The organism is Streptomyces sp. NPDC053673, from assembly GCF_055585225.1.
Genome location: NZ_JBVJKN010000001.1, coordinates 328109 through 352160 on the forward strand (window position 1 = coordinate 328109; position 24052 = coordinate 352160).

The following is a 24052-nucleotide window of genomic DNA, read 5'->3' on the forward strand; positions in this document are numbered from 1 at the left end:
GACTCGATGACCGGTACGTCGTCATCTGAGTCGGCTCAGCTGGAGAATCGCGAAGACCAGTAGCGAGACACCACAGCAGGCTTCGAGTACGCGTACGGCCAGTGGTGGCAGCGCCCGGCGCAGCACCACGATGAACCCCGCCGCGATCAGGCACCACAGTATTGAGGAGGCCATGAACCCGGCAAAGAAGACGCTCAGCTCCGCCGTGTCGGCCTGGCCCAGCACGGCGGTCAGCCCGCCGGCAGCGCCCGACCAATAAACAACGTTCCATGGGTTCGCCAGGGACATGCCCGCTCCCACGGCCATGGCATTGCGATCCTGTTCGGCGTACGGTTCCGCCGTCGGATCGGGCCCCTTCCGCGCGAGCGCGTCGCGTAGGCCTGCCGCCCCCAACCAGGCCAGCAGCAAGCACCCGGCCACGGTGAGCGGCACGCGCAAGGCCGGTACCGCGAACAGCGCCCCCACCCCCGCCAGGCCGAGCACCGCCCAGACGGCGTCGCCCAGCAGCGAGCCGACCTGGACCGCGAAGGCTGGGCCGAACCCGCCCCGGATTCCACGCCGCAGAGACTCGCTGAACACCGCGCCCGGTGCCGCGTTGAACACCAGCCCCAACCACAGAGCCACCATGAAGATCTCAGTCATGCCGGCCACTGTGGCGGGGGCGGGCCGTGCGGTCTTGTCAGATGTTGATCTGAGACAGCCGACGGTACCGGCCCGGTGTGACGGCGTAGGCCGCGGCGAAGTGGCGGTGGAAATGCGCCTGGTCGGCGAAGTCGAGCACGTGCGCGACGTCGGCGACGGGCTCACCCTTGCGCAGCCGGCGCCGCGCCTCGGCCAGCCGGGCCGACAGGTGCCAGGCGTATGGCGGGGTGCCGGTGGCGCGGGTGAACGTCCGGATCAGATGCTCCCGGGACATCCCGGCCTCATCGGCCAGCTCGGCCAGCCGTGGCGCGCCGGACAGGTCGGTTCGGAGCCGGTCGAGCACCGCGGCGATCCGGGCCTCAGAGGGTTCTGGAGCACGCATGCGCCGCCCTGCGGCCAGATCGAGCAGCTGCGACAGCACGAACACGAGCCGCTCCTGGATCAGCACGGCGGATTCGGCGGGCGGAGGGTGTCCGTCCGGTGCCGACTCGCGGAACGCTCTGGCCGCCGCGAGGAACTCGTCGCGCAGGTGTGGAGAGCGGACGACGTGCCGTTCGAAGTCGACCGGGGCGTCGCGGGTCAGCGAGTGCACCACCGTTGGCGGGACGTACCAGCTCACGGCCGCGAAGGACGCGTCGGGCGGGACCTGGGTGGTGCACGACTGGACCTGGCCGGGGTTGTAGACGGTGAACTCGTCCAGGTTCACGTCGAACGAGGTGCGATCCAGCCGGACTCGCTCCAGGCCGCAGAGGTTGACGCTGATCACGTACTCGTCGTGGCTGTGCCGCGGGAAGCCGCCCGACGGGGGACGCACTACCACCGTCAGCTGGCCTGCGCCCCATTCCGTGACGTGTATACGCAGAGAGTACGGCAGGCAGCAGGTGTGGCCGGATGGGGTCGGAACCGTGTTCGATCATGCAAGCTCGCTGATCGATACGACAACGGCTTCTGATGCTTTGCCGAGCGTTCAGCTCGCCTGGCGGTGCTTGTCGATGAGGCCGGAGACGGCTTGTCGGCGCTCAGAGCCTGACGACTCCTTCGCAGAGCACAAGAACTCCGATGGCGGCGATCACCACGGCCATCACGCCGGCGGCATGGTTCTCCAACCACCGTCTGACCCTGATCAGGGGTACGAGGACCCGATCGCCCAGCAGCACATGGAGCACCACGGGCAGGGCTACGGTGCTGGCGGCGCACACGGTGAACACCGCGAAGGCCACCACGGCGCTCGTGGTCGGGGGCTCGGCCGACCCGACCGCAAGGCCGGCGGCAGCGGAGAGCAGAAGGATCTTCGGGTTGGCCACCGACAGCAGCAGTCCGAGCCGGAACGCCCTGGACGGGCTTGCATCGGCGAGAAGCCGCATCCAGCCCGGCGCCGCCCTGCCGTGTCTGGTCAGCCATTGCCGGAGCCCGAAGAGGATCAGGAGCAACCCCAGCACCACTCTGGCCCAGGCGACCCAAGCGTGTCCCTCCGCGGGACGCTGAGCGACTGAAGCCAGCGCGGCGCACGAGCCCGCGGGCACGACGATCCCGATGACCCAGCCGGCCAGGAAGGCACTGCTGGCCGCTCGGGGTCGGGGGGTGAACTGCATGAAGAGAGCGGGGATGAGGGTGAACGGCGACAGAGCGATTACCGTCGCGAAGAACACGACCTCACCGAATGCCACGGGCACCGCCTTCCGCCGCCTTCGTCGTTCGTGCGTGTACGAACAGCCGCCTTGTCCTGCGTGTGCCCGCATGTGCGGGTTGGGGGCTCAGGGCGGGAGCCCGGGCGGTTCCCCGAGGATGCCATACGGCTCGGTGGATCCGGCGGCATCGACCTCCCGTGGATTTCCCGGGCTCCCCGGTGTGCGTCGGGGCCGCTGCGCCCTGGCTCTCGAACAGCACGTCAGCCCGTGCCGCGGCGTCCCCCGTGCGCAGGCGGTGAATGGCGTCGGCATCCGTGGTGGAGCGACGCCACAACTACCGTTTCACCACCAAGCCGGTCGACATCGGGGGCGCGGTCGTACCGGGCGGCGGCGAACTGGTACTTGTGGCTCTGGCCGATGCCGACCAGGACCCCGCGCGCTTCCCCGGCGCCGAACGATTCGACGTCCGCCGCGACGCGCGCGGCCACCTGGCCTTCGGCCACGGCATCCACTACTGCCGGGGTGCGCCGCTGGCACGTCTGGAGGGCCGGGTCGCGATCGGCGCCCTGCTGCAGCGCTGCCCCGACCTCGCACTCGACGCCGATCCCGCCACGATCACCTGGCGGGGCGGCATGCTCATCAGGGGACCGGAGGCGCTGCCCGTCCGGCTGCGGTGACAGCCGAGCCCTTCCGCTTCGTGCGGACGAGCCGCCTCTCGGCCACAGATTGACCTGTGACATCGAACCTTCAGCGACTGCCATCCAACTCTCACCACGCCCTGGACGCTGGTCGGCCGACTGTGGATCACGTTGGGCTCTTGCGGATGCACAAGCCTTCCAGCAGCGCGGTCAGGTAGCGGCGGGCGGTCTCGACGCGGGCGGTGGGAACGCTGTGGACGTTCGCGGCGTAGGCGATTCCACACATGAGCGGGACCAGGTCGTCGGAGGTCAGGTCGGCGCGCACAACCCCGGCGTCGTGGGCCCGCTCGAGCAGCTGTCCGCCGACCGACCACAGGGTCCGCTTCAGTTCGGTGGTGCGAGGCAGCGCGTCCGTGGGCGCGGCGGTGACCGTGGACAGGGAAGCGTCGGTGACCTGCGCTTCGATGGTGCGGGTCAGGAAGTCGGAGAGGGCGCGCCAGGGATCGTCATCGGCCAGCGCCTGTTCGCCGTGGGTGGCGAGCGCCTCCAGTGAGGGTGTGGCGACGGTCTCCAGGAGCGCCTCGGCGGTGGGGAAGTGGCGGTAGACGGTGCCAACGCCCAGTTGGGCGCGGCGGGCGACATCGTTGAGCTGCAGCGGTGTGCCTTCGTCCACGAGAGCGCGGGCCACAGCGACGATCCGGTCCCAGTTGCGGGCGGCGTCCTTGCGTAGTGGGGCGGTCGTCATGGGAGAAGTTTATCTGGATAGTTCATCCGCATTGCAGCGGCGCGCGAACCTGACGTGCCACTCGTTTTCTCCATGGGCAACTCCGTGGCGAGCCCGCACGATTGCGTGAGCTCACTGCGGGTCGCCATCGCCGACCTCTTCACGCCTCGGGGATGACCGCTCGCTGCGCTGAGGAGCCGCTGAGGAACCGATCCGCGTTGCGGTCATGCTGACCGGCTTCGGATCTTGTCACCCCGCCGTGAGTGGCGCGAGGCGCTCACTGAGATGGCGGACGGCTGCGGCGATGCGGGGATCCGTTGCCGAGCGGAACGGGGCGACCGGGTGTGCCTGGGGTCCGATGACGACGCCGGTCCGGCCGGTCAGCGAGCCGTCGGTCGCGGCGAAGATCGAGGGCTTGGCCGCCACGGACGCCGGGCCTGAGGTCGAGCGTTCGAACTTCCGCCGGACCAGCGGCCACAGCAGCCGCAGCCCTGGTGAGACGATCTTCGGATCGCGCATCGTGCCGTTGGTCATGTCGGTCGCGGCGCCGCCAGGGTCTGCTGCGAAGACCGAGACGCCCGTACCGTCGAGCCGGCCGGCCAGCTCCAGCGTGTAGGCGAGGTTGGCGAGCTTGGCGCGGCCGTACCAGTGGAAGCCGTAGTAGCCGCCGGGCGGCTCGACGTCCTCGAAGACGCGCTTGGCGACGCCGATCGCGCCCGAGGTGACGTTCGCGATCCGGCTCGGCCCACCGGCTCGCAGTGCGGGCAGCAGCAATTCGGTCAGCAGGTACGGCGAGAGGTGGTTGACGGCGAACGTGGCCTCGATCCCGTCGACCGAGTCCTGCCGGTCCGGGAACATCGCCCCGACGTTGTTGACCAGCACGGTCAGTGGACCGGTGGCGGCGATCCGGTCGGCGAGAGCGCGGACCGCGTCGAGCGAGGCGAGGTCGGCGGCCAGGAACTGGGCGGGATGCGCCGGTGTCGTGGCGTTGATCCGTTCGATCGCACGAGCACCGCGCTCGGCGTTGCGCCCCACCACGGTGACCGCAAGGCCTGCGGCGGCCAGCCCCAAGGCGGTCTCCAGTCCGATTCCCGCTGTTCCTGCCGTGACCACCGCTGTCCGCTTCATCACACGACCCGTTCCGTATATCTGGATAGGTTATCCGGTTGATGCCACCCTAGCAGATCCGGATGACCTATCCGGTTTGAGTCGGGGTTGGGGGTTGGGGGTTGGGGTTGGGTGGCGTGGCGTTCGGCACCCGGATGAGCAGGACGGCGCTCCGGTGCTCACAGTGACCGATGGGGTCGCGCTGCCGGTCGAGCCGTCTCGTAGCTCGACCTGTGCCGGGGTCGGGCCCCGGCGGGCAGTCGGGCCCTCGGCCGGCTACGAGCCGGAGATCGCAACCGTCAAGGTTCCCTTGCACCACAGGGCGGGACGCCAACGTCCCGCCCCCGGATTGCGGCGTGTTGGGCATCCGTGCCGACACTTCTGAGTACGCGTACTCAGGTCTCCGCGGATAGCGGCGGCGAGAGTGGGGGCACCCCAACGACTGGAGACGATCGTGTCCATGCCCCGCAGGATCAGCCGACCCGCCACCGCCTTCCGAACCGGCAGGGTCCGGGCCGTCGCCGCTGCTCTCGCCGGCGCGGCCGCCGTCGTGGCACTCACCGGATGTTCCTCGTTCGAGTACCAGGAGGACATCTGCAGCAGTGGCGAGTACCCCGTCCTGACAGTGAACGGCACCGGTTCGGCGTGCGTCTCGGACGGTGCAGCGCCCCCGGCGGGATTCACGCGATACCCGGAGGGCAAGGTGCCGCAGCAGGTCGACGACGAGTGGGACGTCTACTGGCGTACCCACACGCTCGACAAGGACGGCAAAGTGCCCGTGTCGAGCTGACGCTGCCCTTCCTGATCGTGGCCATGCCGCGGGTCGTCGATGCCGCTGCCGCGCGTCGGCTGAACGCCCGGTTCGCCATCCGCCTGTGGGGCGGGGCCCGCTTCGGCGTCACGCTCAAGGACGGCACGGTGTCCGCCGGCCCGCAGCCGCCGGACCGCCCGGACTGCACGATCCTCACCGAGCCGGTCACGTTCCTGCTGATGGCGCTCGGCCGCTGCGAGCCCTGGGGCGCCATCGCCCGGGGCCGCGCACTCTCCTGGGGCCGCAAACCCTGGCTCGCTCCCCGCTTCCCGGCGCTCTTCGTGGCGCCGTAGCCCGACACCCGTATCCGTATCCGGTCCGCGTCCGCATGCGCACGCGGACGCGGATACGGACAGTGCGGTGGCGCTCCGCACGCTCCGGACGGAGAACGCTTCCCGTGAGGCGATCGCCGCCGCTACCGTCGCGGCATGCCACCTGTCACTCTCCTCGTCGTCGGCGCCGGCGACCGTGGTACTGGGTACGCACGATGGGCACTTCGGCACCCTGAGCGCGCGACGGTCGTGGCCGTCGCCGAGCCCCGCGACGTCCGCCGGACGAGGTTCGCGCAAGCGCACGGCATCGCGCCGCAGTACGCGGTGGCCGACTGGAAGGAGCTCCTCGGCCGCGGCAGGATCGCCGACGCGGTGCTGATCTGCACCCCCGACCGTCTGCATGTGGAGCCCGCCGTGGCGTTCGCCGCCCTCGGGTACCACATCCTGCTGGAGAAGCCCATGGCCCTGGACGAGAGCTCCTGCCGGGCGATCGTCGAGGCGGTGGAACGGGCCGGAGTCATGCTCGCCGTCGGACACGTGCTGCGCTACACCCCGTACACCCGCGCCCTGAAGCGGATCGTCGACTCCGGCCGGCTCGGCAGGATCATGAGCGTCCAGCACCTGGAACCGGTCGGCTTCTGGCATCAGGCGCACTCCTTCGTACGGGGCAACTGGCGCCGCAGCGACGAGTCGACGTCGATGCTCATGGCGAAGTCATGCCACGACCTTGACTGGCTGCAGTATGTCCTCGGTCAGCCGCCGGCCCGGGTGGCCAGCTTCGGCGGGCTGTCCCACTTCACCCCGGCCAACCGGCCCGCAGGCGCCGCGGACCGCTGCCTCGACTGCACCGTCGAGACCTCCTGCCCGTACTCCGCCAAACGCCTCTACGGCGGCATGCTCGACCGTCGTGAACACCACTGGCCGCTGACCGTCGTCGTCGACGACTGCAGCCCTGAGGCACTCGAACACGCCCTGCGTTCCGGCCCGTACGGCCGCTGCGTGTACGCGTGCGACAACGACGTCGTCGACCACCAGGTGGTTTCCATGGAGTTCCCCGGTGGCACGACCGCCACCTTCACCATGACCGCGTTCACCGAACACGCCAACCGCCGCACCCGTATCTTCGGCACCCACGGCGAACTGTCCGGCGACGGTGCGACGCTGCGGGTCTACGACTTCCTCAGCCGCAGCGAGGAGGTCATCACCCCCGACGCATACGGGGCGATGAACGCCGGCGGCGGCCACGGCGGCGGTGACGCCGGGCTCATGGACGCCTTCGTCGAAGCCGTCGCCACCGGCAGTCCGGATCCGATCACGTCCGGTCCGCGGGACTCCCTGGCCGGCCACCTCGCCGTCCTCGCCGCGGAACGCGCACGGCTTCGCGGCACGGTCGAGTCCGTCCCCGACCTCTCGGACACCGCCCGGGCGCCGTTCCACATGTGACGATCTTGAGGTCCGCTGCGCTGGAACAATCGTGACCCGCATATCCCTGCGTTCCTGGCTGCTGCTCTCCGTTCCCGTCGTCACCCTCCTGGTGCTCGTGGTGCTGCTGATGAATCCGTCGGCAACGACCCTGTGGCGCCCCGAGTCCGCCGCGGCCGGGCCGCTGAGGGACCTCCCGCTCCCGGGCGGCGGTACGGCCCTGCTGTCGAAATGCGGGCTGGACGACGGCCCCCGGCCGCGGCCGCTGGGGGAGGGCGAGCGGGATGACGACCCCCAGTTGGTGCTCACCAGCTGGGTCGTCGAGGACCCCGGCCCGAAGCTGCGGGGCAAGCCCACCTTCACCGTCCACGTGGCTGTCCGGACCGGTGAGCGGCCCCTGCTGCTCGACGCACCGGTGGCCAAAGGCCGGGTCACGCTCGACCTCTACGGCCCGCACGGTGAAGGCCGTCGCGCCGGCGCCCGCGGACTCTCCGCGACGGTCGTCGACGGCGGTTACCCGGGCAAGCCCGTCGGCGTCCCGCCCTCCGGCAGCTACCGGGTCGCTCCCGGCGAGGAGCTGCTCCTCGACGTGGATGTGCCCGCCGGGGCCGTCTGTCCGGGTCACACCATGGCGGACGTGATCTCCTGCACGCCCGAGCACACCAACGACGCCGCGGACTGCCCCGTAGTGACCCTCACGCTCTCCGACCCGGCGATCCGCGCATACCGCGCCGCGCAGGCGGGTGCGGATGACACCGGGCACTGGAGCGACCGGCTCGTCGCGGTCTTCCTCGAGCCGGATGTCCGGGACGCGTGAGCGCGCTCCGTCACAGCCCGTCGACCAGCTCCGCGAGCGCGGTGGCGAGTCCGACGAGCCCGGGACCCGCCGGACCTCCCGGCTCCTCCATGTAGACGTCCCGGCGGATCTCTATCATCAGCGCGCTGACCCGTGGGTCGCTTCCGTAGAACTCCAGCGGTACGTACGTGCCCGCGAAGGGGCTGTTGAGGCCGGTGCCGCCGAAGCCCGCGAACGCCTTCTCCGCGAGGGCGAGAAGACCGGCCGGGGTGTGGAAGGGATCGGTCCCGAGGCAGATCGGCGGTCGTGGGCCCTCACTGTGGAGCTCGTACGGCAACGGCGCCGTCGGATACGAGTGGACGTCGACGACGACGGCTCGTCCGACAGCCTCCAGCCGGCCGGCCACCGCAGCCGTCATCGCCTCGGCGTAGGGATGGAAGTAGCGGTCGATCAGCGGCCGGGGGTCCAGGTCCGCCGGGCGGAGCTGTTCCCTGTGCGTGGTCCGCGTGTACACGGCGCCCATACCGGCTGCCAGCATCTCCTCCCGCTCGTCCGGGAACCGCTCGGGGTCGACCACCAGCCGCGAGAGTCCGTTGACGAACTGCCACGGCCTGACCCGCGCGGCATCGGCCGCGGCGGCGGCCAGCTCCGCGGTATGGGCGTCGGTGATGTGGTCGAGTTCGCGCTGCAGAGCATGGTCGTCCAGCTCGATGCCGTTGCGCACCGACCCGGGGATCACGCGGGAGGAATGCGGGACATGCAGGATCACCGGGGAGTCGCCGGAGCCGGGGAGGAGACGGAAGGCAGGCGTTGTGTCGGTCATGTGCCTCTTTGCTGTTCTTCGCTGTTTTTGCTGTCGCAGTGCCTGGGACGACACTACTCGCGACCATTGACAGTCTGACGATGCGTCAGGAATGTGGAGCGCATGACGACGATGCGCGCGCGTCTCCTCGGTGTCCTTGCCCTCGTCCTTGTTTTCGTCCTGGCGCCCCTCGCCGGAACCGGGACACCGTCCGCCGCGGTTCCCGTTCCGGGGCCTCTCTGGTTCGACGAGCGGGCCGCTGCCTCCTTCACGGTCCAGGACGGCCGCTTCGTCGACGGACTCGGCCGTGAGGTCGTCATGCGCGGATACAACGTCTCGGGGGAGACCAAACTCGAGGAGAACGGCGGACTGCCCTTCGCGTCCGTCGCCGACGCTGAGAAGTCCGCTGCTGCGCTGCGCGCGCTCGGAGGCGGGAACGCCGTGCGCTTCCTGCTGTCGTGGGCGCACGCCGAACCCGTGCGCGGCCAGGTCGACCACGCCTATCTCGCCGCCGCCACCGCGCAGATGCGGGCCTTCCTCCGCGCCGGTGTCCGCGTCTACCCGGACTTCCACCAGGACCTCTTCTCGGGGTACCTGTTCAACCAAGGCAGCTGGTACACCGGTGACGGAGCCCCCAAGTGGGTGGTGGACGCCCGTGGCTACCCGCGCGAGTTCTGCGGGATCTGCTTGTTCTGGGGACAGAACATCACCCAGAACCAGGCCGTGACGCGGGCGACGTACGACTTCTGGCACAACCGGGGCGGTATCCAGGACGCGTTCCTCACGACGGCACAGAACACCATGGCCTACGTCGCCGAGCACCTCACCGCAGCGGAGTTCGCGGGCGTCGTCGGCTTCGACCCGTACAACGAGCCGCACGCGGGCTCGTACGACCCCGGTCAGACCAGCCGTGCCTGGGAGCGTGACGTCCTCTGGCCCTTCTACGAGAACTTCCGCGCCCGCATGGACGCGGCAGGGTGGCGTGACAAGCCCGCATTCGTGGAGCCGAACCTCTTCTGGAACGCCAACCTGGACTTCCAGAAACAGGAGGGCGGCCTCCTCGACGCCGGACGACTTGGTCCGCGCTATGTCTTCAACACCCACTTCTACGATCAGAAGGCGATCTCCGGCGTCTTCATGTGGGGCAAGGCGAAGGACGGCCAGTACACGGGCGACTTCGGCGCCGTCCGGGACCGTGCGGCCGGTGCGGGAACGGCAGCCGTCGTCAGCGAGTTCGGACACCCGCTCAGCGGCACGGTCTCCGACAAGGCCCCGACCGTGGGCAAGGCGATGTACCAGGCCCTCGACTCCCGGCTGCCCGGCGCGACCTGGTGGTCACGCCCCCAGGATTCGGGCCCTGTCCTGTCCGGCACACAATGGCAGTGGGACATCTACAACGGCCGCCACCACGAACCCATGAACAACAACCCCGACAAGGTCCTCACCGCAGCCGACGCCTGGAACGACGAGGACCTGTCGGCGGTCCGGCTCGACGACACGGGCGCGCCGGCGCTCCGCCAGGACGCCCGCCTGCTGGACCGCCTCTACCCGAGCGCCACCGCGGGACGCGTCTTCGCCTTCACCTACGAGGACCGTTCCCGCGACGGCTCCACCACCCTCACCTGGAACCCGGTGCCGTCGTCCCTGCCGCGCGTCCGCGAGCTCGTCGGCGACGGTCAGTACGGCCTGCTGCTGTGGCGTTCGGACGGCACCTCGGCTCCCACGGACCTGCACCTCCCGGCCTCCTTCGCGACGTCGCGTACGACCGTCGTCTCCGACCTGGGAACGGTGCACGCACCTCCGTCGTACGACGGCAGCACCCCGATCGCAGCGGCTCCCGAGCCGGGCGGGACGGGCAGCCGCCGCCTTCTGCTCACCGCGCCGTACGCCGATGGCCTGCACTACGCTCTGATCACCAACGGGGCGACGGCTCCGTCCGGCGACCTGCTGCGTGGCGCGCGCGACGAATTGGCGGGGTGGGCGGCGGGGCGCGACTGAGGGCCCTCCGGGCCTGGGGCGCTCGCCTTGGCCCCGGGGTGCCCGTACGGCACCCTGAGGCGGGCAACCTCAGACGTACGACGGGAGCAGACACGTGACACTCGACGCACCGCGCACCTTCGATCAACGCCGCAAGGACACGCTCGCGCGGTTCGAGACCGATGTCGACGTCTGGGTCTCGACGGCGGACGGGACAGGCGTGCCGTGTCTCGTACCGCTGTCGTTCCTCTGGGACGGAGAGACCTTTCTCCTCTCCACCGCCCGTGCCAACCCCACCGCCCGCAACCTGCGCGCCAACGGACGGGTACGGCTGGCCTTCGGGGCCACGAGGGACGTCGTCCTCGTGGAAGGCACCTCCACCACGGTGGAGGTCGCGGAACTCGGCCCTGGGGAAGGGGCAGCGTTCGCCGCCAGGACCGGCTTCGATCCGCGCGAGATCCGGCCGCCCTACCCGTACTTCCGCGTCACGCCCGTCTGGATCCAGGCCTGGCGCGAGGTCAACGAGATCGCCGGGCGAGATCTCATGAAGGACGGCCGCTGGCTCGGGTGAGGCGTCGAGAGCCGTGTCGAACGGTCGTGTCGGGCGACGGTTGGACAGCCATGTGCAGCCGTGTGCGACTGGCTAGGAACGACGCCACCAGCGGCGCGTCCGGTCCCCGGGGCCACATGCCCCGGCCCCCGCCGGCGTAGTGCGGTCACGGCCGGGCGGCGCGTTGCGCGCAGCCCGGCGCAGGGTTCGGACATCCTCCTGTGACCATGGGGATGCTGCTCCTGGCCGTCGCCGTGCTCGCGGCCACGAACGCGCTCGTCAACCGGCTCGGGCCCGGGCTGTACGTGCCCGTATGCGTGACCGCGGCCGCCGCGGTCGTGCTGATCGCCCGGCTGGCCGGCCTCACCTGGGACGAGCTGGGGCTCGGCCGCTCCTCGGCCCGGCGAGGCCTGCGCTGGGGGCTCGTTCTGGTCGGGGCCGTCCTTCTCGTCTACGCGGTCGCGCTGGCCCTGCCGTACACCCGTGAGGTGTTCCAGGACGAGCGGGCGGCGGAGCTGACGGCCGGGCAGTTGCTGTTCCGCGTCCTGGTGCGGGTACCGCTCGGGACCGTGCTGCTGGAGGAGATCGCGTTCCGGGGCGTCCTGTGGGCCATGATGCGGCGGCAATGGGGCGCCGCATGGGCCACCGGCATCTCCTCGGCGCTGTTCGGGCTGTGGCACATCCAGCCGTCCCGTGGGCTCACCCGCTCGAACGCCGCCGCCGAGGCGGTCTTCGGTACGGGGCCGGCCGGGATCGCGCTGTCGGTGACCGCGGCAGTCCTGGGCACCGCGCTCGCGGGTGTGGTGTTCTGCGAGCTGCGTCGCCGGTCCGGGAGCCTGATCCCCCCGATGGCGCTGCACTGCGCCCTCAACAGCGCGGGCTATGCGCTGGCCTGGGCGGCCGGCCGCTGGTGGGGCAGCTGACCGCCGCGCCACCCACCCCGGGTCACTAGTGCCCCTCCCGGCAAGCTTTGCCCTGTCGCGCCGTCCGGCACGCACCCTCGCTGCGTTGGCCGAAAGCCCTGGTAGCTCCGCTACAAGGACTTCCGGCCGCCTTGCGATCGCACGCACCGGACGCCGCGGGCCCGCCCTCCGGGCGGACGGCGCTACTTTCGCAACACGCCCTGGCCCCGGGGCGGGCGGCGGCGTGCGAGGTCAGGCGCCCGTCGGTACGTGCGCCGGGCGGCCGTTGCCGCGGCTGAGGCGGTAGCCCCAGATACCCGCCAGGGCGGCGAGCACCGCGCCCCCCGCCGTCCACAGAATGCGGGACGACCACCAGCCGGAGGCCCAGCCGCCGTCCGGCTGGATCTCGGGGCCCGACGCGGGTACCAGCGGTGCGGCGAGGGTGCCGTCCACTGCGGCGGCGCCTCCGGAGTCGGCCGCCGTGACCTCCACCGAGGTGTCGACGGGCTGGCCGAGGTCCTCGGCGGGCGCGTCGACGACGGTCAGGCGCACGTAGTACGCGCCGGGCAGAGGGTCGTTCGCCGCCGGCTCGGACCAGGCCCGGACCGTGCGCAGTGCGCAGGACAGCTCGACGGACGCGGCCTCGGCCGGGGCCGCCTTGGCGTCGCTGCCGTAGCGGCACGCCTGACGGCGGCGCAGCCCGTCGTACACGTCGAGCCGCCAGGTGTGGGCGCCGTGCCGGGCCGCGGACTTGGGCAGCTTCACCGTGGCCCGTACGGTGGCCTGCTGCTCGGCATCGGCGGCGAACTGCCAGTAGAGGTAGTCACCGGTCGACGCCTGCGCCGTGGCCCGCTGGCCGGGGCGGACGACGGTGGCCGTACGGAAGGTCGTGCCTGCCTCGGTCGGCGCGGCGCTCTCCTCGGAGCCCTCACTCGGCGTGGGGGAGGCGGTGTCCGCGGCAGCGGTCCCGGGGAGCGAGATGAGTGCGGCGGCCGCGAGCAGGGCGCCTGCGAAGGTACGTACGGTACGCATCAGTTGGTCCTCCAGACGGCGATGCGCCAGCGCGAGATCCAGCCCCACAGCAGACCGGCCGCGAAGCCCGCGAGCGTCAGCAGTCCGAGCAGCCACCAGCCACGGCCGAGGCCGTAGAAGGCGACGTCGGAGGCGTCGTGCGGGCCGTCCACCACATCGAGGGTCAGCTCGACGGGCAGACCGGGAGCGGTCTTGACCGAGGCCGGGGCGGAGAAGGAGTTGCTCACCCGCAGGCAGACCGTCTCGGCCGCGGGTTCGTCCGTGTCCGAGTCCGTGTCCGAGCCCGAGTCCGCGTCCTCGGGCTTCGGATAGCGCAGTCCCGTCGAGATGACGTCGGTGCGTCCGTCACCGGCGGCCTCGCCGCGTACGATCTCCCGGCCGTGCACGGTCGATGCGCGCAGCAGCACACCGTAGTCGCGGTTGACGGCGCGGTCGGCCGCGATGCTCACCGAGGCGCGCAGCTCCTGCCCGGGCCGCAGGTCCACCCGGTACCAGCGGTGCTGGCCGAAGGTCTCACGGTCGTTGTAGAGGCCGGCCTTCAGCTGCGGCGCGTCGTCGCAGCTGTCGCCGCCCTTCGTCGCGACCGGAGTGACGACCGGTTCGGCGGCGCGGTCGACCAATTGGCTGACCCGGTCGGACAGTTCCTCCTTGTGCTGCACGGACGTGTACGTGCCGCCGGTGGCCTCGGCGATGCACATCAGCTGGGCACGCATCTTGGCGTTGGGGACCAGGCCGAGCGTGTCGATGGTGATGTTGATGCCCTTGGCCGCGATCTCGCGTGCCACCTCGCACGGGTCGAGCGGGGCGCAGGTGTCCTCGCCGTCCGTGATGAGCACGATCCGGCGGGTGGTGTGACCGCCTTCCAGGTCGTCGGCGGCGCCCAGCAGGGCGGGCCCGATCGGAGTCCAGCCGGTCGGTGCGAGCGTCGCCACCGCCGTCTTCGCCTCGGTCCGGTCGAGCTCGCCGACGGGGTAGAGCTGACGGGTGTCCTTGCAGCCCGTTTTCCGGTCCTTGCCGGGGTAGTCGGCGCCGAGCGTACGTATGCCGAGCCGGACCTCTTCCGGCACCGCGTCCAGTACCTCGTTGAAGGCCTGCTTGGCCGCGGACATACGGGACTGCCCGTCGATGTCGCGTGCCCGCATCGAACCGCTGACGTCGAGGACGAGTTCGACCTTGGGCGGTTCCTTCGCGGCCGGTTCGTCGGCGGAGTCGCCCGAGTCGGCGAAGGCGGCGGCGGGGAGGAGGCCACCGGTCAACGTGACCAGCAGCGCGCCGCACAGGGCGGCCGCCAGTCGTTTTCTTGTGATCATCGGCGGATCATAGTGATCGCGGCGGGTGCTGCCCAACTCCGTGCGGACGTGCCGGGGCCGCAGGAGCCGGCGACCACTTCCGACCGGCGTCCCGACCGCCGCAAGTGGCCCCCGTCCCGCGCTGAACTCCGTTGAAAGTCACCGTCGGTCGGCAGCGCCCGAATCGAGAAGCACGCCCGGGTTGAGGATGCCGGCAGGGTCGAGCGCCTGCTTCACGGCCCGCAGGGCATGAGCGAACGGCTCCGGGCGCTGGCGGTCGTATCCCGGACGGTGGTCGCGGCCGACCGCGTGATGGTGGGTGACGGTCGCGCCGTGGTCGGTGAGGATCTGCATGGCCGCGGACTTGATCTCGTCCCACATGGCGACTTCCTCGCCGCGCTGCCCGGGCGCGATGACGGTGAAGTACGGCGCGGGACCGTCCGGGTAGACATGGGTGAAGCGGCAGTTGATCGTGCCCGCGGTGCCCGTCACTTCCCTCACGACGTCTCCCAGTCGCCGGCGCACCGACTCGTACAGCTCCGGAGCACGGTCCCAGGTGCAGGCCGTCTCGAACGTCTCGGTGACCACGCTCATCCGCGCGAGCCCATCACGCAGGTACGGCATCCGCAGGAACGCCGAGCGCCAGGTGCCGGCGGCGGCGTCCCCGGCCGTGTCCTCGGCGCCGGGCGCAGCCGGCGCCGGTGACCCGCCGTGGTCACGCGCGAGGGTGACGAGATCGGCGAGGCGCTCACCGACGGGGCTGTGAGCCGACTCCACCCCGAGGACGAGCACGCTCTCGCCGTCCCGTGCGACACCTGCCAGAGCGGCTTCTCCGGGGTCGAGCAGCCGGCAGTTGGCCGGGTGCAGACCCGACTGCGCGATGGCGCGTACGGCGTCCATCGCATCGCCGAAGTCGCCGAACAGCACCGTGGCCGAGGCCTTGTGAAGCGGACGGTCCTGGAGCCGCATCCAGGCCTCGGTGATCACGCCGAGGGTGCCCTCGGACCCCAGGAACAACCGGTCGGGAGAGGGGCCTGCTCCCGAACCGGGCAGCCGCAGCGACTCGTTGACCCCCACGGGTGTCACCACGCGCATCGACTCCACCAGGTCGTCGATGTGGGTGTACAGCGTGGCGTAGTGACCGCCGGCGCGGGTGGCCAGCCAGCCGCCCAGGGTGGAGAACTCGAAGCTCTGCGGGAAGTGGCGCAGAGTGAGTCCGTGCGGCCTCAGCTGCGCTTCGAGGCCGGGGCCCAGGGCGCCGGCCTGGATCCGGGCGGCTCGGCCGACGCGGTCGATCTCCAGCACGCGGTCCAGTGACGAGAGGTCCAGCGACACCACGCCCCGGTGCCGCGCCGCGCGGTACTCGACCCCGCCGACGACCGAACTGCCGGCTCCGTACGGCACGACGGCGACGTCAGCGTCCGCCGCCCAGTCGAGAACATCGATCACGTCCTGCTCGGAGCGGGGGAAGGCGACCTGGTCGGGTGCGGCCGAGAGGTCACCGTTCAGGGCCCGGACCACATCGCGGTACGCCTTGCCGTAGGTGTGCGAGGCCCGGTCCCGCGGATCGGCCGACATCAGAGGCGCGAGCGCCGTGGGCGGCTCGATGCGCACCTTGGGCAGTTCGAGGGCGGAGATGTCGGGCACCGGCAGCGGGGTCGCCGCCGCGCCCGGGACCAGTCCGCCGAGTGCGGTGCATTCGGCGTCGGGCAGTGCCTTGTCCGCCGCGCCCCAGCCCCACCAGGAGCGGTTCCGGGAGAAGTTCGAGCTGGAGCTGGAGCTGGAGCTGGAGCTGGAGCTGGAGCCGGAGCTGGAGCCGGAGCCGGACACGGGCGGAGTACTGTCGACCACGAGATATGACCTCTCGGTAATTTACCTCTTGGTAAGTTACCGCAATGTATAGTTCCCGCTATGACCGCTGCAAGTGCCTCGGCCACTCCGGATCCGGCCGGCGCCGCCGCATCTGGCGGATCCGGCGGTACGCAAGGAATCCGGGGCCGCAGCCGCGGCGCCGGAACCAAGGGCGTCCCGCGTGCCCGCCGTGAGGAGCAGATCGTGGCCGCGGCCCTGGAGGAGTTCGGCCGGCACGGCCATGCCGCGGCGTCGATGGCCGCGATCGCCCGGCGCGTCGGGGTCACCAAGCCGATGCTGTACACGTACTTCGGTTCGAAGGACGGCCTCTACGCGGCCTGTCTCGAACACATCGGCGCCCGCCTTCTCGCGGCGATCAACGAGGCCATGTCATCGAGTCCGTCGGAGGACCGGTTGCCCCACGCCGTCCTCACCGCGGTCTTCGAAACGCTGGAGGACCAGCGGCACGCCTGGTTCGTGCTGTACGACCGGACCCTGCCGCACGGCTCCGAACCATGGCGCGCCGCCCACCGCCACCGCGAGGCCATCGACGACCTGGCGGCCTCCGGCACCGCGTCGCTGCTGCGTGGCCACGGCAATGACGACGTACTTGACGCGGACGCCCTCAAGCATGTGTGGACGGGCACGGTCAGCGCCCTCGTCGGCTGGTGGGTCTCCCATCCCGACCTGTCCGCGCAGGACATGAGCGCGCGCTGTGCCCGTCTGCTCTCCGCCATCCGCGACGGTGGGTGAGACTGCCGCCACGTGCGGTCGGACTGCCCTTGAGCCGTACCGAGAGCGCCGCGGCGTGCGAAAGGCCCGCCGCTGAGCAGCGGCGGACCCGTATCTCGTAGCCGGGCACCCCCCGCTCGAGGCGAGCGGGAGCTCGGTGTCATCTCACCAGTTGTCGTAGCCGTCCCAGCTCCCGTAGTCCGGATACTCCAGCGACCGCGGCCACGACGGTGGCCACGGCGATCACGGCGATCACGGCGACTACGGCGATCACGAGGCACGGTCAACAATTTAGAGCAAAATGTAGCAAAAGGGACGGAGTGTGCATTGTCTGTCACGCACTGCAGAGCGCTGCGCGTATGCGCGCCCGACCCGCACCTCAGGTCATCTGTCGCCGTACCAGCTCGTGCAGCCGCCCGCTCGTATCCGCCAACAGCTCCGCCGGCGGCCCCACCTGCACCACACGCCCCTCCGACATGACGACGACCCGATCCGCGTCCATCACCGTCGACAGCCGGTGGGCGATGACGACACGGGTGGCCCGCAGTGCACGCGTGCTCTCGATCACCGTGCGCTGGGTCGCGTTGTCGAGCGCGCTCGTCGCCTCGTCGAAGAAGAGGACCCGCGGCCGTCGTACGAGGGCCTGGGCGATCATCAGGCGCTGTCGCTGTCCGCCGGAGATCGCGCCGCCGCCGGCGATCATGGTCTGCATGCCCATCGGCATGCGCCGGATGTCCTCGGCGAGGCCCGCCATCTCGGCGGCCTCCCACGCCTCCTCCTGCGTGAACGGCTCGGCGCCGCAGATGCAGTCCAGGATCGACCCGGTGAACGGCTGGGCGTTCTGCAGGACGACACCGCACTGGCGACGGACCGCCGCCTGGTCGAGTGCGGCGAGGTCCTGGCCGTCGTAGAGCACGCTGCCCGACGCGGGTCTGTCGAAGCCGATGAGCAGGCGGAGCAGGGTCGTCTTGCCGCAGCCGCTGGGGCCGACGATCGCGACGAACTCGCCGGGCCGGACCGTGAGGGACACGTCGTCGAGGACGAGCGGGCCGTCGTCGGCGTAACGGAAGGACACCTTTCGGGCCTCGATCGACCCGGACAGCTCTCCGGGCTGGGTGCTGGCGCCGCGTACCTCGGGCGCCTCCTCCAGAACCGGCTTGATCTGTTCGAACATCGGCAGGACGGCAGCGGCGGAGACGAGCGCTCCGGTCAGCTGTGTCACCGACGCCAGCATCATCGTCACGGCGGTGTGGAAGGTGAGGAACTCACCGGCCGTGAGGCTCCCGCGCGCCGGGCCCGCCAGCAACATGAACATGATGAGCGCGCAGAGCGGCAGGTAGACCGCGTCGAGGACCGTGGTCAGATTGCGTATCCGCCCCGCCCGCCGCTGCAGCTCGCGGCTGCGCGCGAACTGCCGCGCCCACGCCGCGTACGCGAAGCTCTCCGCCGCCGCGACCCGCAGCTTGGGCAGCCCGCGAAGTGTCTGGAACGCCTGGTTGTTGAGCTTGTGGCCGAGCTCCACGAGCCGCCGCTGCCAGCGCAGCTGCCACAGCCCGAGCCCCAGGAACACGACTCCGATGACGGCCAGCATCGCGATCGCCGCCAGCGCCAGCGGGACGCTGTAGGCGAGCAGCAGAACGAGGTTCATCGCCCCGACCGTGCTCGCCTGGACGACCACGGGGCCCACGCCCGACAGCAGTCTGCGGATCGCGCTGATGCCCATCGCCGCGCTCGCCAGCTCTCCCGTGGAGCGCTCGGCGAAGAACTTGGTCGGCAGCCGTAGCAGCCGGTCCCACACGGCGGGCTGCAGCGTGGACTCGATGCGGCCCTCCATGCGCAGGATGGTGAGGTTCTGCAGCAGCATGAACGCGGCGGAGACGACGCCCGCGACCATGACGGCCACGGACACCTGCACGATGAGGCTGGTCTCGGCGTTCGGTACGTACACCCCGAGCACCTGCCCCGTGGCGATCGGCACCAGCGCGCCCAGAGCGACCGTCACCAGCCCCGCGATCGCGAGATTGCGCACGTCCGGGCGGCTGCCGTGGAGGCTGAAGCGCATCAGCCGCCACAGACTCATCGGGCGTTCGGGCAGCGGCCGGTAGAACATGACGGCACGCGGCTCGAACTCCTCCGCCGTGTCCTCGTCGACACGGATGCGGCTGCCCGTTGCCGGGTTGACCGCCTGATATCCGCCACGCCGCCACAACAGGGCGACCGGTGCACCGGACTTGGCACGGTGACCCACCAGAGGGCCGCAGTTCTCCCGCCACCACTTCCCGTCGAGCCGTACCGCGCGGGTGCGGATCCGCGAAGTGAGCGCGATGCGTTCGACCGGCCCGATCCGCTCGTTGACCGGGCCGCCCTGCGTGGGCTCCGCGAGCGTGACGCCGGCCGCCGAGGCGACCAGCCGGCAGACGGAGTACACGGCGTCGTCGGAGGCGGCGCCTGTCGACCGCGCGGAGGAAGTCCTGCGGGAGCGGCCCATGGAGGCCAGCAGCGCCTGGTCCGCGCCCGCGCGTACCGCTTCGCCCGCCTTGATGCCGGCGGCGGCCCTGTCCTCGTGGGCCCGTTCGAGCCGCTCGATCCAGCGGTCGAGCCCCGACAGCAGCCGGTACTGCTGGTTGACCATCTGCTGCCACAGGGCGCCGTCGACGAGGAGATCGGCGGCCGCCTCCGCGCTGAACGCTGCGCCGTACTGCACGCTGCCGGGGAAGACCGGCAGCCACAGGATGTCGTCGTCGGCGACCGCCTCGTCGTCCGTCGTCCGGCCGTCGAGCGGGGCTTCGAACAGCACGCGCTGGCCGCGTCCGACGCCGAGCGCGAAAGCGTGCTCCAGCAGGCTCAGGGTGCCGTCCTGGCTGTCGTACTGGCTCTGGTACTGGTTCTGGTACGACCACGCATCGGCGTACCCGGACGGCTGATGCAGCTCCCGCAGCGGGATCCGGCGCAGCACGCACCCCTGCAACGGCCTGCCGACCAGGGTGTGCTGGGGCCCCTCGACCGGGCCGAGCAGCAGGGTGCCCGTCTCCAGCCGGCCGAGGAAGTGCCAGTGCCCCTGCTGCACGGCGTCGACGGCGAACAGGTCGAGTGCCCCGCCCACGACGAGCCACAGCACCTGCGGTCCCTCCAGCGACAGACTCCGCAGTCCGGAGCTGTCCACCTGCCGGCCGAGGCCGCCCAGCGCCGCCAGTACCATGTCGTCGGGATACGCCGAAGGGGCCTGATGGCCGGGCTGAACGGGGATCACCTCAGTGCTCCTTGACCAGTTCGGCGTACGCGCCCCCGCGCGCGACCAGCTCTTCGTGCCGCCCACGCTCCACGACCGAGCCGTGGTCGAGCACCAGGATCTCGTCGCTGTCGCGCACCGTGCTGAGCCGGTGGGCGATCACCACGCATGCGCAGCCGCGACGCCGCAGATTGTCGATGATGAGCTGCTCGGTCTCCGCGTCCAGTGCACTGGTCACCTCGTCGAGGACCAGCACACTGGGCCGGCGGACCAGCGCCCGCGCGATCTCCAGACGCTGCCGCTGCCCACCCGAGAAATTGCGCCCGTCCTGCTCCACGCGGCCGTGGATCCCACCGGGCCGCCGGGCGACGACGTCGTACAGGGCCGCGTCCTTGAGCGCGTCGACGACGGCGTCGTCCGGGATCGAGGGATCCCACAGCGCCACGTTGTCCCGCACGGTGCCCTCGAAGAGGAAGACGTCCTGGTCGACGAAGGACACCGAGGCCGCGAGCGCACCCCGCGGGATGTCGTCGAGCCGCTGCCCGTCGATCCGGATCGTCCCCTCCCACGGGCTGTAGAGCCCGGCGATCAGCCGTGAGACGGTGGACTTGCCACTTCCGGAGCCGCCGACGAGCGCCACCTGCTGCCCCGGACCGACGGACAGCGAGAAGCCGGTGAGCAGCGGCTTGTCGAGCGGGCTGTAGCCGAAGGTGATGTCGTCCAGCGTCACATGACCCATCAGCCTGCGGGTGCTCGCGGCCGGTTCGCGGCGGGTGTACAGGCCGTCCGCGGGGAAGTTCTCGACGTCCTTGAGCCGGGTGACGTCGGCGGCGAAGTCCTGGATCCGGCTCGCCATCCCGTTGAGCCGGGTGATCGGCGCCGTGAAGCGGGTCACCAGCGCCTGGAAGGCGACGAGCAGACCGATCGAGATATGGCCCTCCACGGCACGCAGCCCGCCGATCCACAGGATCACCGCGCTGTTGAGTGTGGCGAGGGTGGGGGCGACGACCGCCAGCGCCGCGCTCGGCACGCCCAGACGCTGCTGCTCCTCCAGCGTGGTCGCGTGCTGCCCGGCCCAGCGGCGGAAGTACCCGTTCTCGCCCCCGGTGGCCTTCATCGTCTCGATCAACTGGATACCGGTGTACGAGGTGTTGGTGAGCCGGGCGCTGTCGGCGCGCAGCTTCTGCGTACGCGTGGCACGCAGCCGTACCACGACCCGCATCGCGACCACATTGAGCAGCGCGATCAGTACCCCGATGACGGTGAGCTGCGGGTCGTAGGTCCACAGCAGCACCGCGTAGAGCACGACGACGGTTCCGTCCACGCCGAACGCGGTGAGATCGCGGGCCAGGGTCTCCGCGACCGCGTCGTTGGACTGCAGCCGCTGCACGAGGTCGGCGGGGCTGCGCTGCGCGAAGAACGTCACCGGGAGCCGGAGCAGATGCCGGAAGAAGCGGGCGCTGCTCAGCGTGGACGAGATGATCCGGCCGCGCAGCAGGTTCGCCTGTTGCAGCCCGGTCAGTACGGCGGTCAGCGCCACCATCGCGGCCATGGAGGCGAACAGAACGCCCAGCAGCGAGGTCTGACGGCCCACCAGGAACATGTCGATGTACGTACGGCTCAGCGCGGGGAGCGCGGCGCCGACCGCGACCAGGAGGAGGCTGGCGAGCAGCGCGGCGGCCATCGTGCCGGTGGTTCCGCGCAGCCGGGCCGGCAGCGAACCGAGGATCCCGGGCCGGCGCCCGCCCGGGCGGAACGCCTCACCGGGTTCGAAGACCAGGACCACACCGGTGAAGCTGGTGTCGAAGTCCTCCGCCGGCACGAAACGGCGGCCCTTGTCGGGGTCGTTGATGTGCACGCCCCGGCGGCCGAGGCGCCGTCCCATGCCGTCGTAGACGACGTAGTGGTTGAACTCCCAGAAGAGGATGGCGGGTGCCCGCACGCCCGCGAGCGCGGCCGGCTCCATCTGCATGCCCTTGGCCTGCAGCCCGTAGCTGCGTGCCGCCTTGAGGATGTTGCTGGCCCGCGAGCCGTCGCGGGAGACGCCGCACGCGATACGCAGCTCTTCGAGGGGTACGTGCCTGCCGTAGTGGCCGAGGACCATCGCGAGCGCTGCGGCGCCGCATTCCACGGCCTCCATCTGGAGCACGGTGGGCGTGCGGACGGCCTTCTGCTGCACGGGCTTCTGTGCACGGCGGGGGCTCGCGCGGCGGGCGTTCGCGCGGCGCCGTGCGGGGGCGTTGCGGGGCGGTGCGGTCACGGCAGCAGCCAATCGATCGGACGCTGGTCGGCCAGATGGACGGCGCCGGTGGCCAGGGTCATGGAGTCGATCGCGTACGGCGGCCCGTCCGCCGACGACCACGCGTAACCGGACTTCGTACGGGACGACCGGTCCAGCTGCACCAGCACGGGCACCGGCCTGCCCTGCCGCGAGAACTGCTCGCCCAGCTGGCTGTCGCCGAGGAAGCCGGCGATCTGCGCCCGCGTCTGCGAGGTCCTGCCGATCGCCTTCACCCGGCCCCGCAGCACTCCGTACTGCTGGGCCGGCACGGACTGCACGGTGAGATCGACACGCGCGCCCACGGGGACCGTCGAGCCGTTGTCGGCCGGGAGGTAGAGCATCACCGTCAGAGGTGCGTCGGCGTCGTCGACCCGCTCCACGACCGCGACGTTCGCGCCGGTGGTGACGACGGCACCGATGGTGGCGACGAGGGTGGTCACCCGGCCCGCTGCGATCGTACGGATGACCGTGCCGTCCGCCTTGTCGCCGTCCGCCCCGTCGCCCTCCGCCGTTTCGCCCTGCTTCTTGTCGCCCGCCGTCCTGTCGTCCTGGGCGGTACGGACCTTCAGCAGCGGTGCGCCCGCGGGCAGCTGCTTGCCCTCCTCGGCGAGGACTTCGGTGACCTGGCCCGCGACCGGACTCTGCAGGACATAACTGCCCTGTGCGTGCGTAAGAATGCCGGGGACGGTGAGAGTGGACGAAACGGAACCTTTTACGGCCCAGAAAGAAGCCGCTGCCATGGCGACAACCGTGATCGTGAGGACGAGCCAGCCCTGTGGGCGGGCAAAACGCACCGGCAGATCTATTTCTTCGGGCGATTGCAGCTTGGAAAGGGCCTTTTGGCGGAACTGCACGTAACTCTTCCCTCGACTGCAAATGTCCGGGTCAGGGTATGATGACGCGGTGAGCCCCGGAACCTTGACCGTTCCGGGGCTCACTCATGCGGGTCTCAGAGGCTGGCGGCGTAGCCGGTGAGGGCCGCCGAGTTGAGACCGGCGAACGACTCGACGGCGCCGAGGGCTCCGGTCGCGACGTCGGAGACCGGGGCGATGGAGTCGAGGGTGGCCGTCGCGTTGCCGAGCGCAGCACCGGCAACGGCGCTGTGCAGGCCGCCGGAGACGTTGTCGAGGTCGGCGTCGGAGATCTCGGCGGTCTCGACCTGGGGGGTGAAGTTCATGATGGAGCTTCCCTTCATGTGGATATTTCTCAAAAGCCGCAGCCGGCCCCGCAGGAAACGACCTCGGCCGCGTAACGGTCGTGCGGACGCCCAATACATCAGGCGTCGTTCGTGCAACTCCCGCGGTGCGACGGATCAAAGCACGCCGAAGCGCCGGACAGCCAATCGGACAACTCCCGGTCAGGGCCTC

At 70.7% G+C, this 24052-nt stretch carries 21 protein-coding genes and 1 pseudogene; 9 read left to right on the forward strand and 13 right to left on the reverse strand.

Annotation, left to right across the window (positions count from 1 at the left end; all coding sequences use genetic code 11):
• Window positions 1-21: 21 nt before the first annotated feature.
• The 3 genes from ACZ6ZQ_RS01440 to ACZ6ZQ_RS01450 all read right to left on the reverse strand — a co-directional run bounded on the left by ACZ6ZQ_RS01440 (window position 22) and on the right by ACZ6ZQ_RS01450 (window position 2309).
• Window positions 22-642, reverse strand: a complete 621-nt coding sequence (locus tag ACZ6ZQ_RS01440; protein WP_469766500.1) for a LysE family transporter — start codon at window positions 640-642, stop codon at window positions 22-24.
• Between the two features lie 37 nt (window positions 643-679).
• The gene (locus ACZ6ZQ_RS01445; RefSeq protein WP_469766501.1) at window positions 680-1462 is read right to left on the reverse strand and encodes a helix-turn-helix domain-containing protein; all 783 of its coding nucleotides are present in this window, start codon (window positions 1460-1462) and stop codon (window positions 680-682) included.
• A 199-nt stretch (window positions 1463-1661) separates the two neighbouring features.
• Window positions 1662-2309 (reverse strand): GAP family protein, encoded by a 648-nt coding sequence (locus tag ACZ6ZQ_RS01450; protein ID WP_469766502.1) that lies wholly within the window; start codon window positions 2307-2309, stop codon window positions 1662-1664.
• Window positions 2310-2605: 296 nt separating this feature from the next.
• On the opposite strand from ACZ6ZQ_RS01450, the pseudogene ACZ6ZQ_RS01455 reads away from it, so the two are divergent.
• Window positions 2606-2947, forward strand: a pseudogene (locus ACZ6ZQ_RS01455) (cytochrome P450); the annotation flags it as partial.
• Window positions 2948-3074: 127 nt separating this feature from the next.
• On the opposite strand, the gene ACZ6ZQ_RS01460 reads toward ACZ6ZQ_RS01455, so the two are convergent.
• Together ACZ6ZQ_RS01460 and ACZ6ZQ_RS01465 are read right to left on the reverse strand one after the other, a co-directional pair.
• A complete protein-coding gene (locus ACZ6ZQ_RS01460; RefSeq protein ID WP_469766503.1) occupies window positions 3075-3653 on the reverse strand; it encodes a TetR/AcrR family transcriptional regulator in 579 nt (192 codons plus the stop codon).
• Window positions 3654-3881: 228 nt separating this feature from the next.
• The gene (locus tag ACZ6ZQ_RS01465) at window positions 3882-4760 is read right to left on the reverse strand and encodes an SDR family NAD(P)-dependent oxidoreductase (protein ID WP_469766504.1); all 879 of its coding nucleotides are present in this window, start codon (window positions 4758-4760) and stop codon (window positions 3882-3884) included.
• A gap of 439 nt (window positions 4761-5199) precedes the next feature.
• Between ACZ6ZQ_RS01465 and ACZ6ZQ_RS01470 the strand changes: the two genes are divergently transcribed.
• The 4 genes from ACZ6ZQ_RS01470 to ACZ6ZQ_RS01485 all read left to right on the forward strand — a co-directional run bounded on the left by ACZ6ZQ_RS01470 (window position 5200) and on the right by ACZ6ZQ_RS01485 (window position 8061).
• Window positions 5200-5529, forward strand: a complete 330-nt coding sequence (locus ACZ6ZQ_RS01470) for an SCO0607 family lipoprotein (protein ID WP_469766505.1) — start codon at window positions 5200-5202, stop codon at window positions 5527-5529.
• Window positions 5530-5552: 23 nt separating this feature from the next.
• Window positions 5553-5843 carry an SCP2 sterol-binding domain-containing protein gene (locus ACZ6ZQ_RS01475; RefSeq protein ID WP_469766805.1) on the forward strand — a complete coding sequence of 97 codons (291 nt, stop codon included), beginning with the start codon at window positions 5553-5555 and terminating at the stop codon, window positions 5841-5843.
• A gap of 135 nt (window positions 5844-5978) precedes the next feature.
• Window positions 5979-7265 (forward strand): Gfo/Idh/MocA family protein, encoded by a 1287-nt coding sequence (locus ACZ6ZQ_RS01480; protein ID WP_469766506.1) that lies wholly within the window; start codon window positions 5979-5981, stop codon window positions 7263-7265.
• Between the two features lie 31 nt (window positions 7266-7296).
• Window positions 7297-8061 carry a hypothetical protein gene (locus tag ACZ6ZQ_RS01485; RefSeq protein WP_469766507.1) on the forward strand — a complete coding sequence of 255 codons (765 nt, stop codon included), beginning with the start codon at window positions 7297-7299 and terminating at the stop codon, window positions 8059-8061.
• 10 nt (window positions 8062-8071) lie between these two features.
• On the opposite strand, the gene ACZ6ZQ_RS01490 is transcribed toward ACZ6ZQ_RS01485, so the two are convergent.
• Complete coding sequence (locus ACZ6ZQ_RS01490) at window positions 8072-8863, reverse strand: N-formylglutamate amidohydrolase (protein ID WP_469766508.1); 792 nt, start codon at window positions 8861-8863, stop codon at window positions 8072-8074.
• 102 nt (window positions 8864-8965) lie between these two features.
• Between ACZ6ZQ_RS01490 and ACZ6ZQ_RS01495 the strand changes: the two genes are divergently transcribed.
• The 3 genes from ACZ6ZQ_RS01495 to ACZ6ZQ_RS01505 all read left to right on the forward strand — a co-directional run bounded on the left by ACZ6ZQ_RS01495 (window position 8966) and on the right by ACZ6ZQ_RS01505 (window position 12292).
• A complete protein-coding gene (locus ACZ6ZQ_RS01495; RefSeq protein ID WP_469766509.1) occupies window positions 8966-10840 on the forward strand; it encodes a cellulase family glycosylhydrolase in 1875 nt (624 codons plus the stop codon).
• A gap of 94 nt (window positions 10841-10934) precedes the next feature.
• A complete protein-coding gene (locus ACZ6ZQ_RS01500; RefSeq protein WP_469766510.1) occupies window positions 10935-11390 on the forward strand; it encodes a pyridoxamine 5'-phosphate oxidase family protein in 456 nt (151 codons plus the stop codon).
• Between the two features lie 206 nt (window positions 11391-11596).
• Window positions 11597-12292 (forward strand): lysostaphin resistance A-like protein, encoded by a 696-nt coding sequence (locus tag ACZ6ZQ_RS01505; RefSeq protein WP_469766511.1) that lies wholly within the window; start codon window positions 11597-11599, stop codon window positions 12290-12292.
• Window positions 12293-12523: 231 nt separating this feature from the next.
• Here ACZ6ZQ_RS01505 and ACZ6ZQ_RS01510 read toward each other — a convergent pair whose 3' ends face one another.
• From ACZ6ZQ_RS01510 to ACZ6ZQ_RS01520, 3 genes are all read right to left on the reverse strand, one after another.
• On the reverse strand, window positions 12524-13303 hold the full coding sequence (locus tag ACZ6ZQ_RS01510) for a hypothetical protein (protein WP_469766512.1): 780 nt from the start codon (window positions 13301-13303) through the stop codon (window positions 12524-12526).
• On the reverse strand, window positions 13303-14613 hold the full coding sequence (locus ACZ6ZQ_RS01515) for a VWA domain-containing protein (RefSeq protein WP_469766513.1): 1311 nt from the start codon (window positions 14611-14613) through the stop codon (window positions 13303-13305). Before ACZ6ZQ_RS01515 ends, ACZ6ZQ_RS01510 begins: the two co-directional genes overlap by 1 nt.
• 138 nt (window positions 14614-14751) lie before the next feature.
• Window positions 14752-16443: an FAD-binding oxidoreductase gene (locus tag ACZ6ZQ_RS01520; RefSeq protein ID WP_469766514.1), complete on the reverse strand. Its 1692-nt coding sequence runs from the start codon at window positions 16441-16443 to the stop codon at window positions 14752-14754.
• Window positions 16444-16503: 60 nt separating this feature from the next.
• Between ACZ6ZQ_RS01520 and ACZ6ZQ_RS01525 the strand changes: the two genes are divergently transcribed.
• On the forward strand, window positions 16504-17196 hold the full coding sequence (locus ACZ6ZQ_RS01525) for a TetR/AcrR family transcriptional regulator (protein WP_469766515.1): 693 nt from the start codon (window positions 16504-16506) through the stop codon (window positions 17194-17196).
• A 358-nt stretch (window positions 17197-17554) separates the two neighbouring features.
• Here the strand turns inward: ACZ6ZQ_RS01525 and ACZ6ZQ_RS01530 are convergent, their stop codons facing one another.
• The 4 genes from ACZ6ZQ_RS01530 to ACZ6ZQ_RS01545 all read right to left on the reverse strand — a co-directional run bounded on the left by ACZ6ZQ_RS01530 (window position 17555) and on the right by ACZ6ZQ_RS01545 (window position 23862).
• Window positions 17555-20374, reverse strand: coding sequence for an NHLP bacteriocin export ABC transporter permease/ATPase subunit (locus ACZ6ZQ_RS01530; protein WP_469766806.1), 2820 nt, complete (start codon window positions 20372-20374; stop codon window positions 17555-17557).
• Between the two features lie 52 nt (window positions 20375-20426).
• On the reverse strand, window positions 20427-22664 hold the full coding sequence (locus ACZ6ZQ_RS01535; protein WP_469766516.1) for an NHLP family bacteriocin export ABC transporter peptidase/permease/ATPase subunit: 2238 nt from the start codon (window positions 22662-22664) through the stop codon (window positions 20427-20429).
• Complete coding sequence (locus tag ACZ6ZQ_RS01540) at window positions 22661-23539, reverse strand: hypothetical protein (RefSeq protein WP_469766517.1); 879 nt, start codon at window positions 23537-23539, stop codon at window positions 22661-22663. The genes ACZ6ZQ_RS01535 and ACZ6ZQ_RS01540 overlap by 4 nt, the downstream gene beginning before the upstream one ends.
• A gap of 95 nt (window positions 23540-23634) precedes the next feature.
• On the reverse strand, window positions 23635-23862 hold the full coding sequence (locus tag ACZ6ZQ_RS01545) for a type A2 lantipeptide (protein ID WP_469766518.1): 228 nt from the start codon (window positions 23860-23862) through the stop codon (window positions 23635-23637).
• Window positions 23863-24052 lie beyond the last annotated feature (190 nt).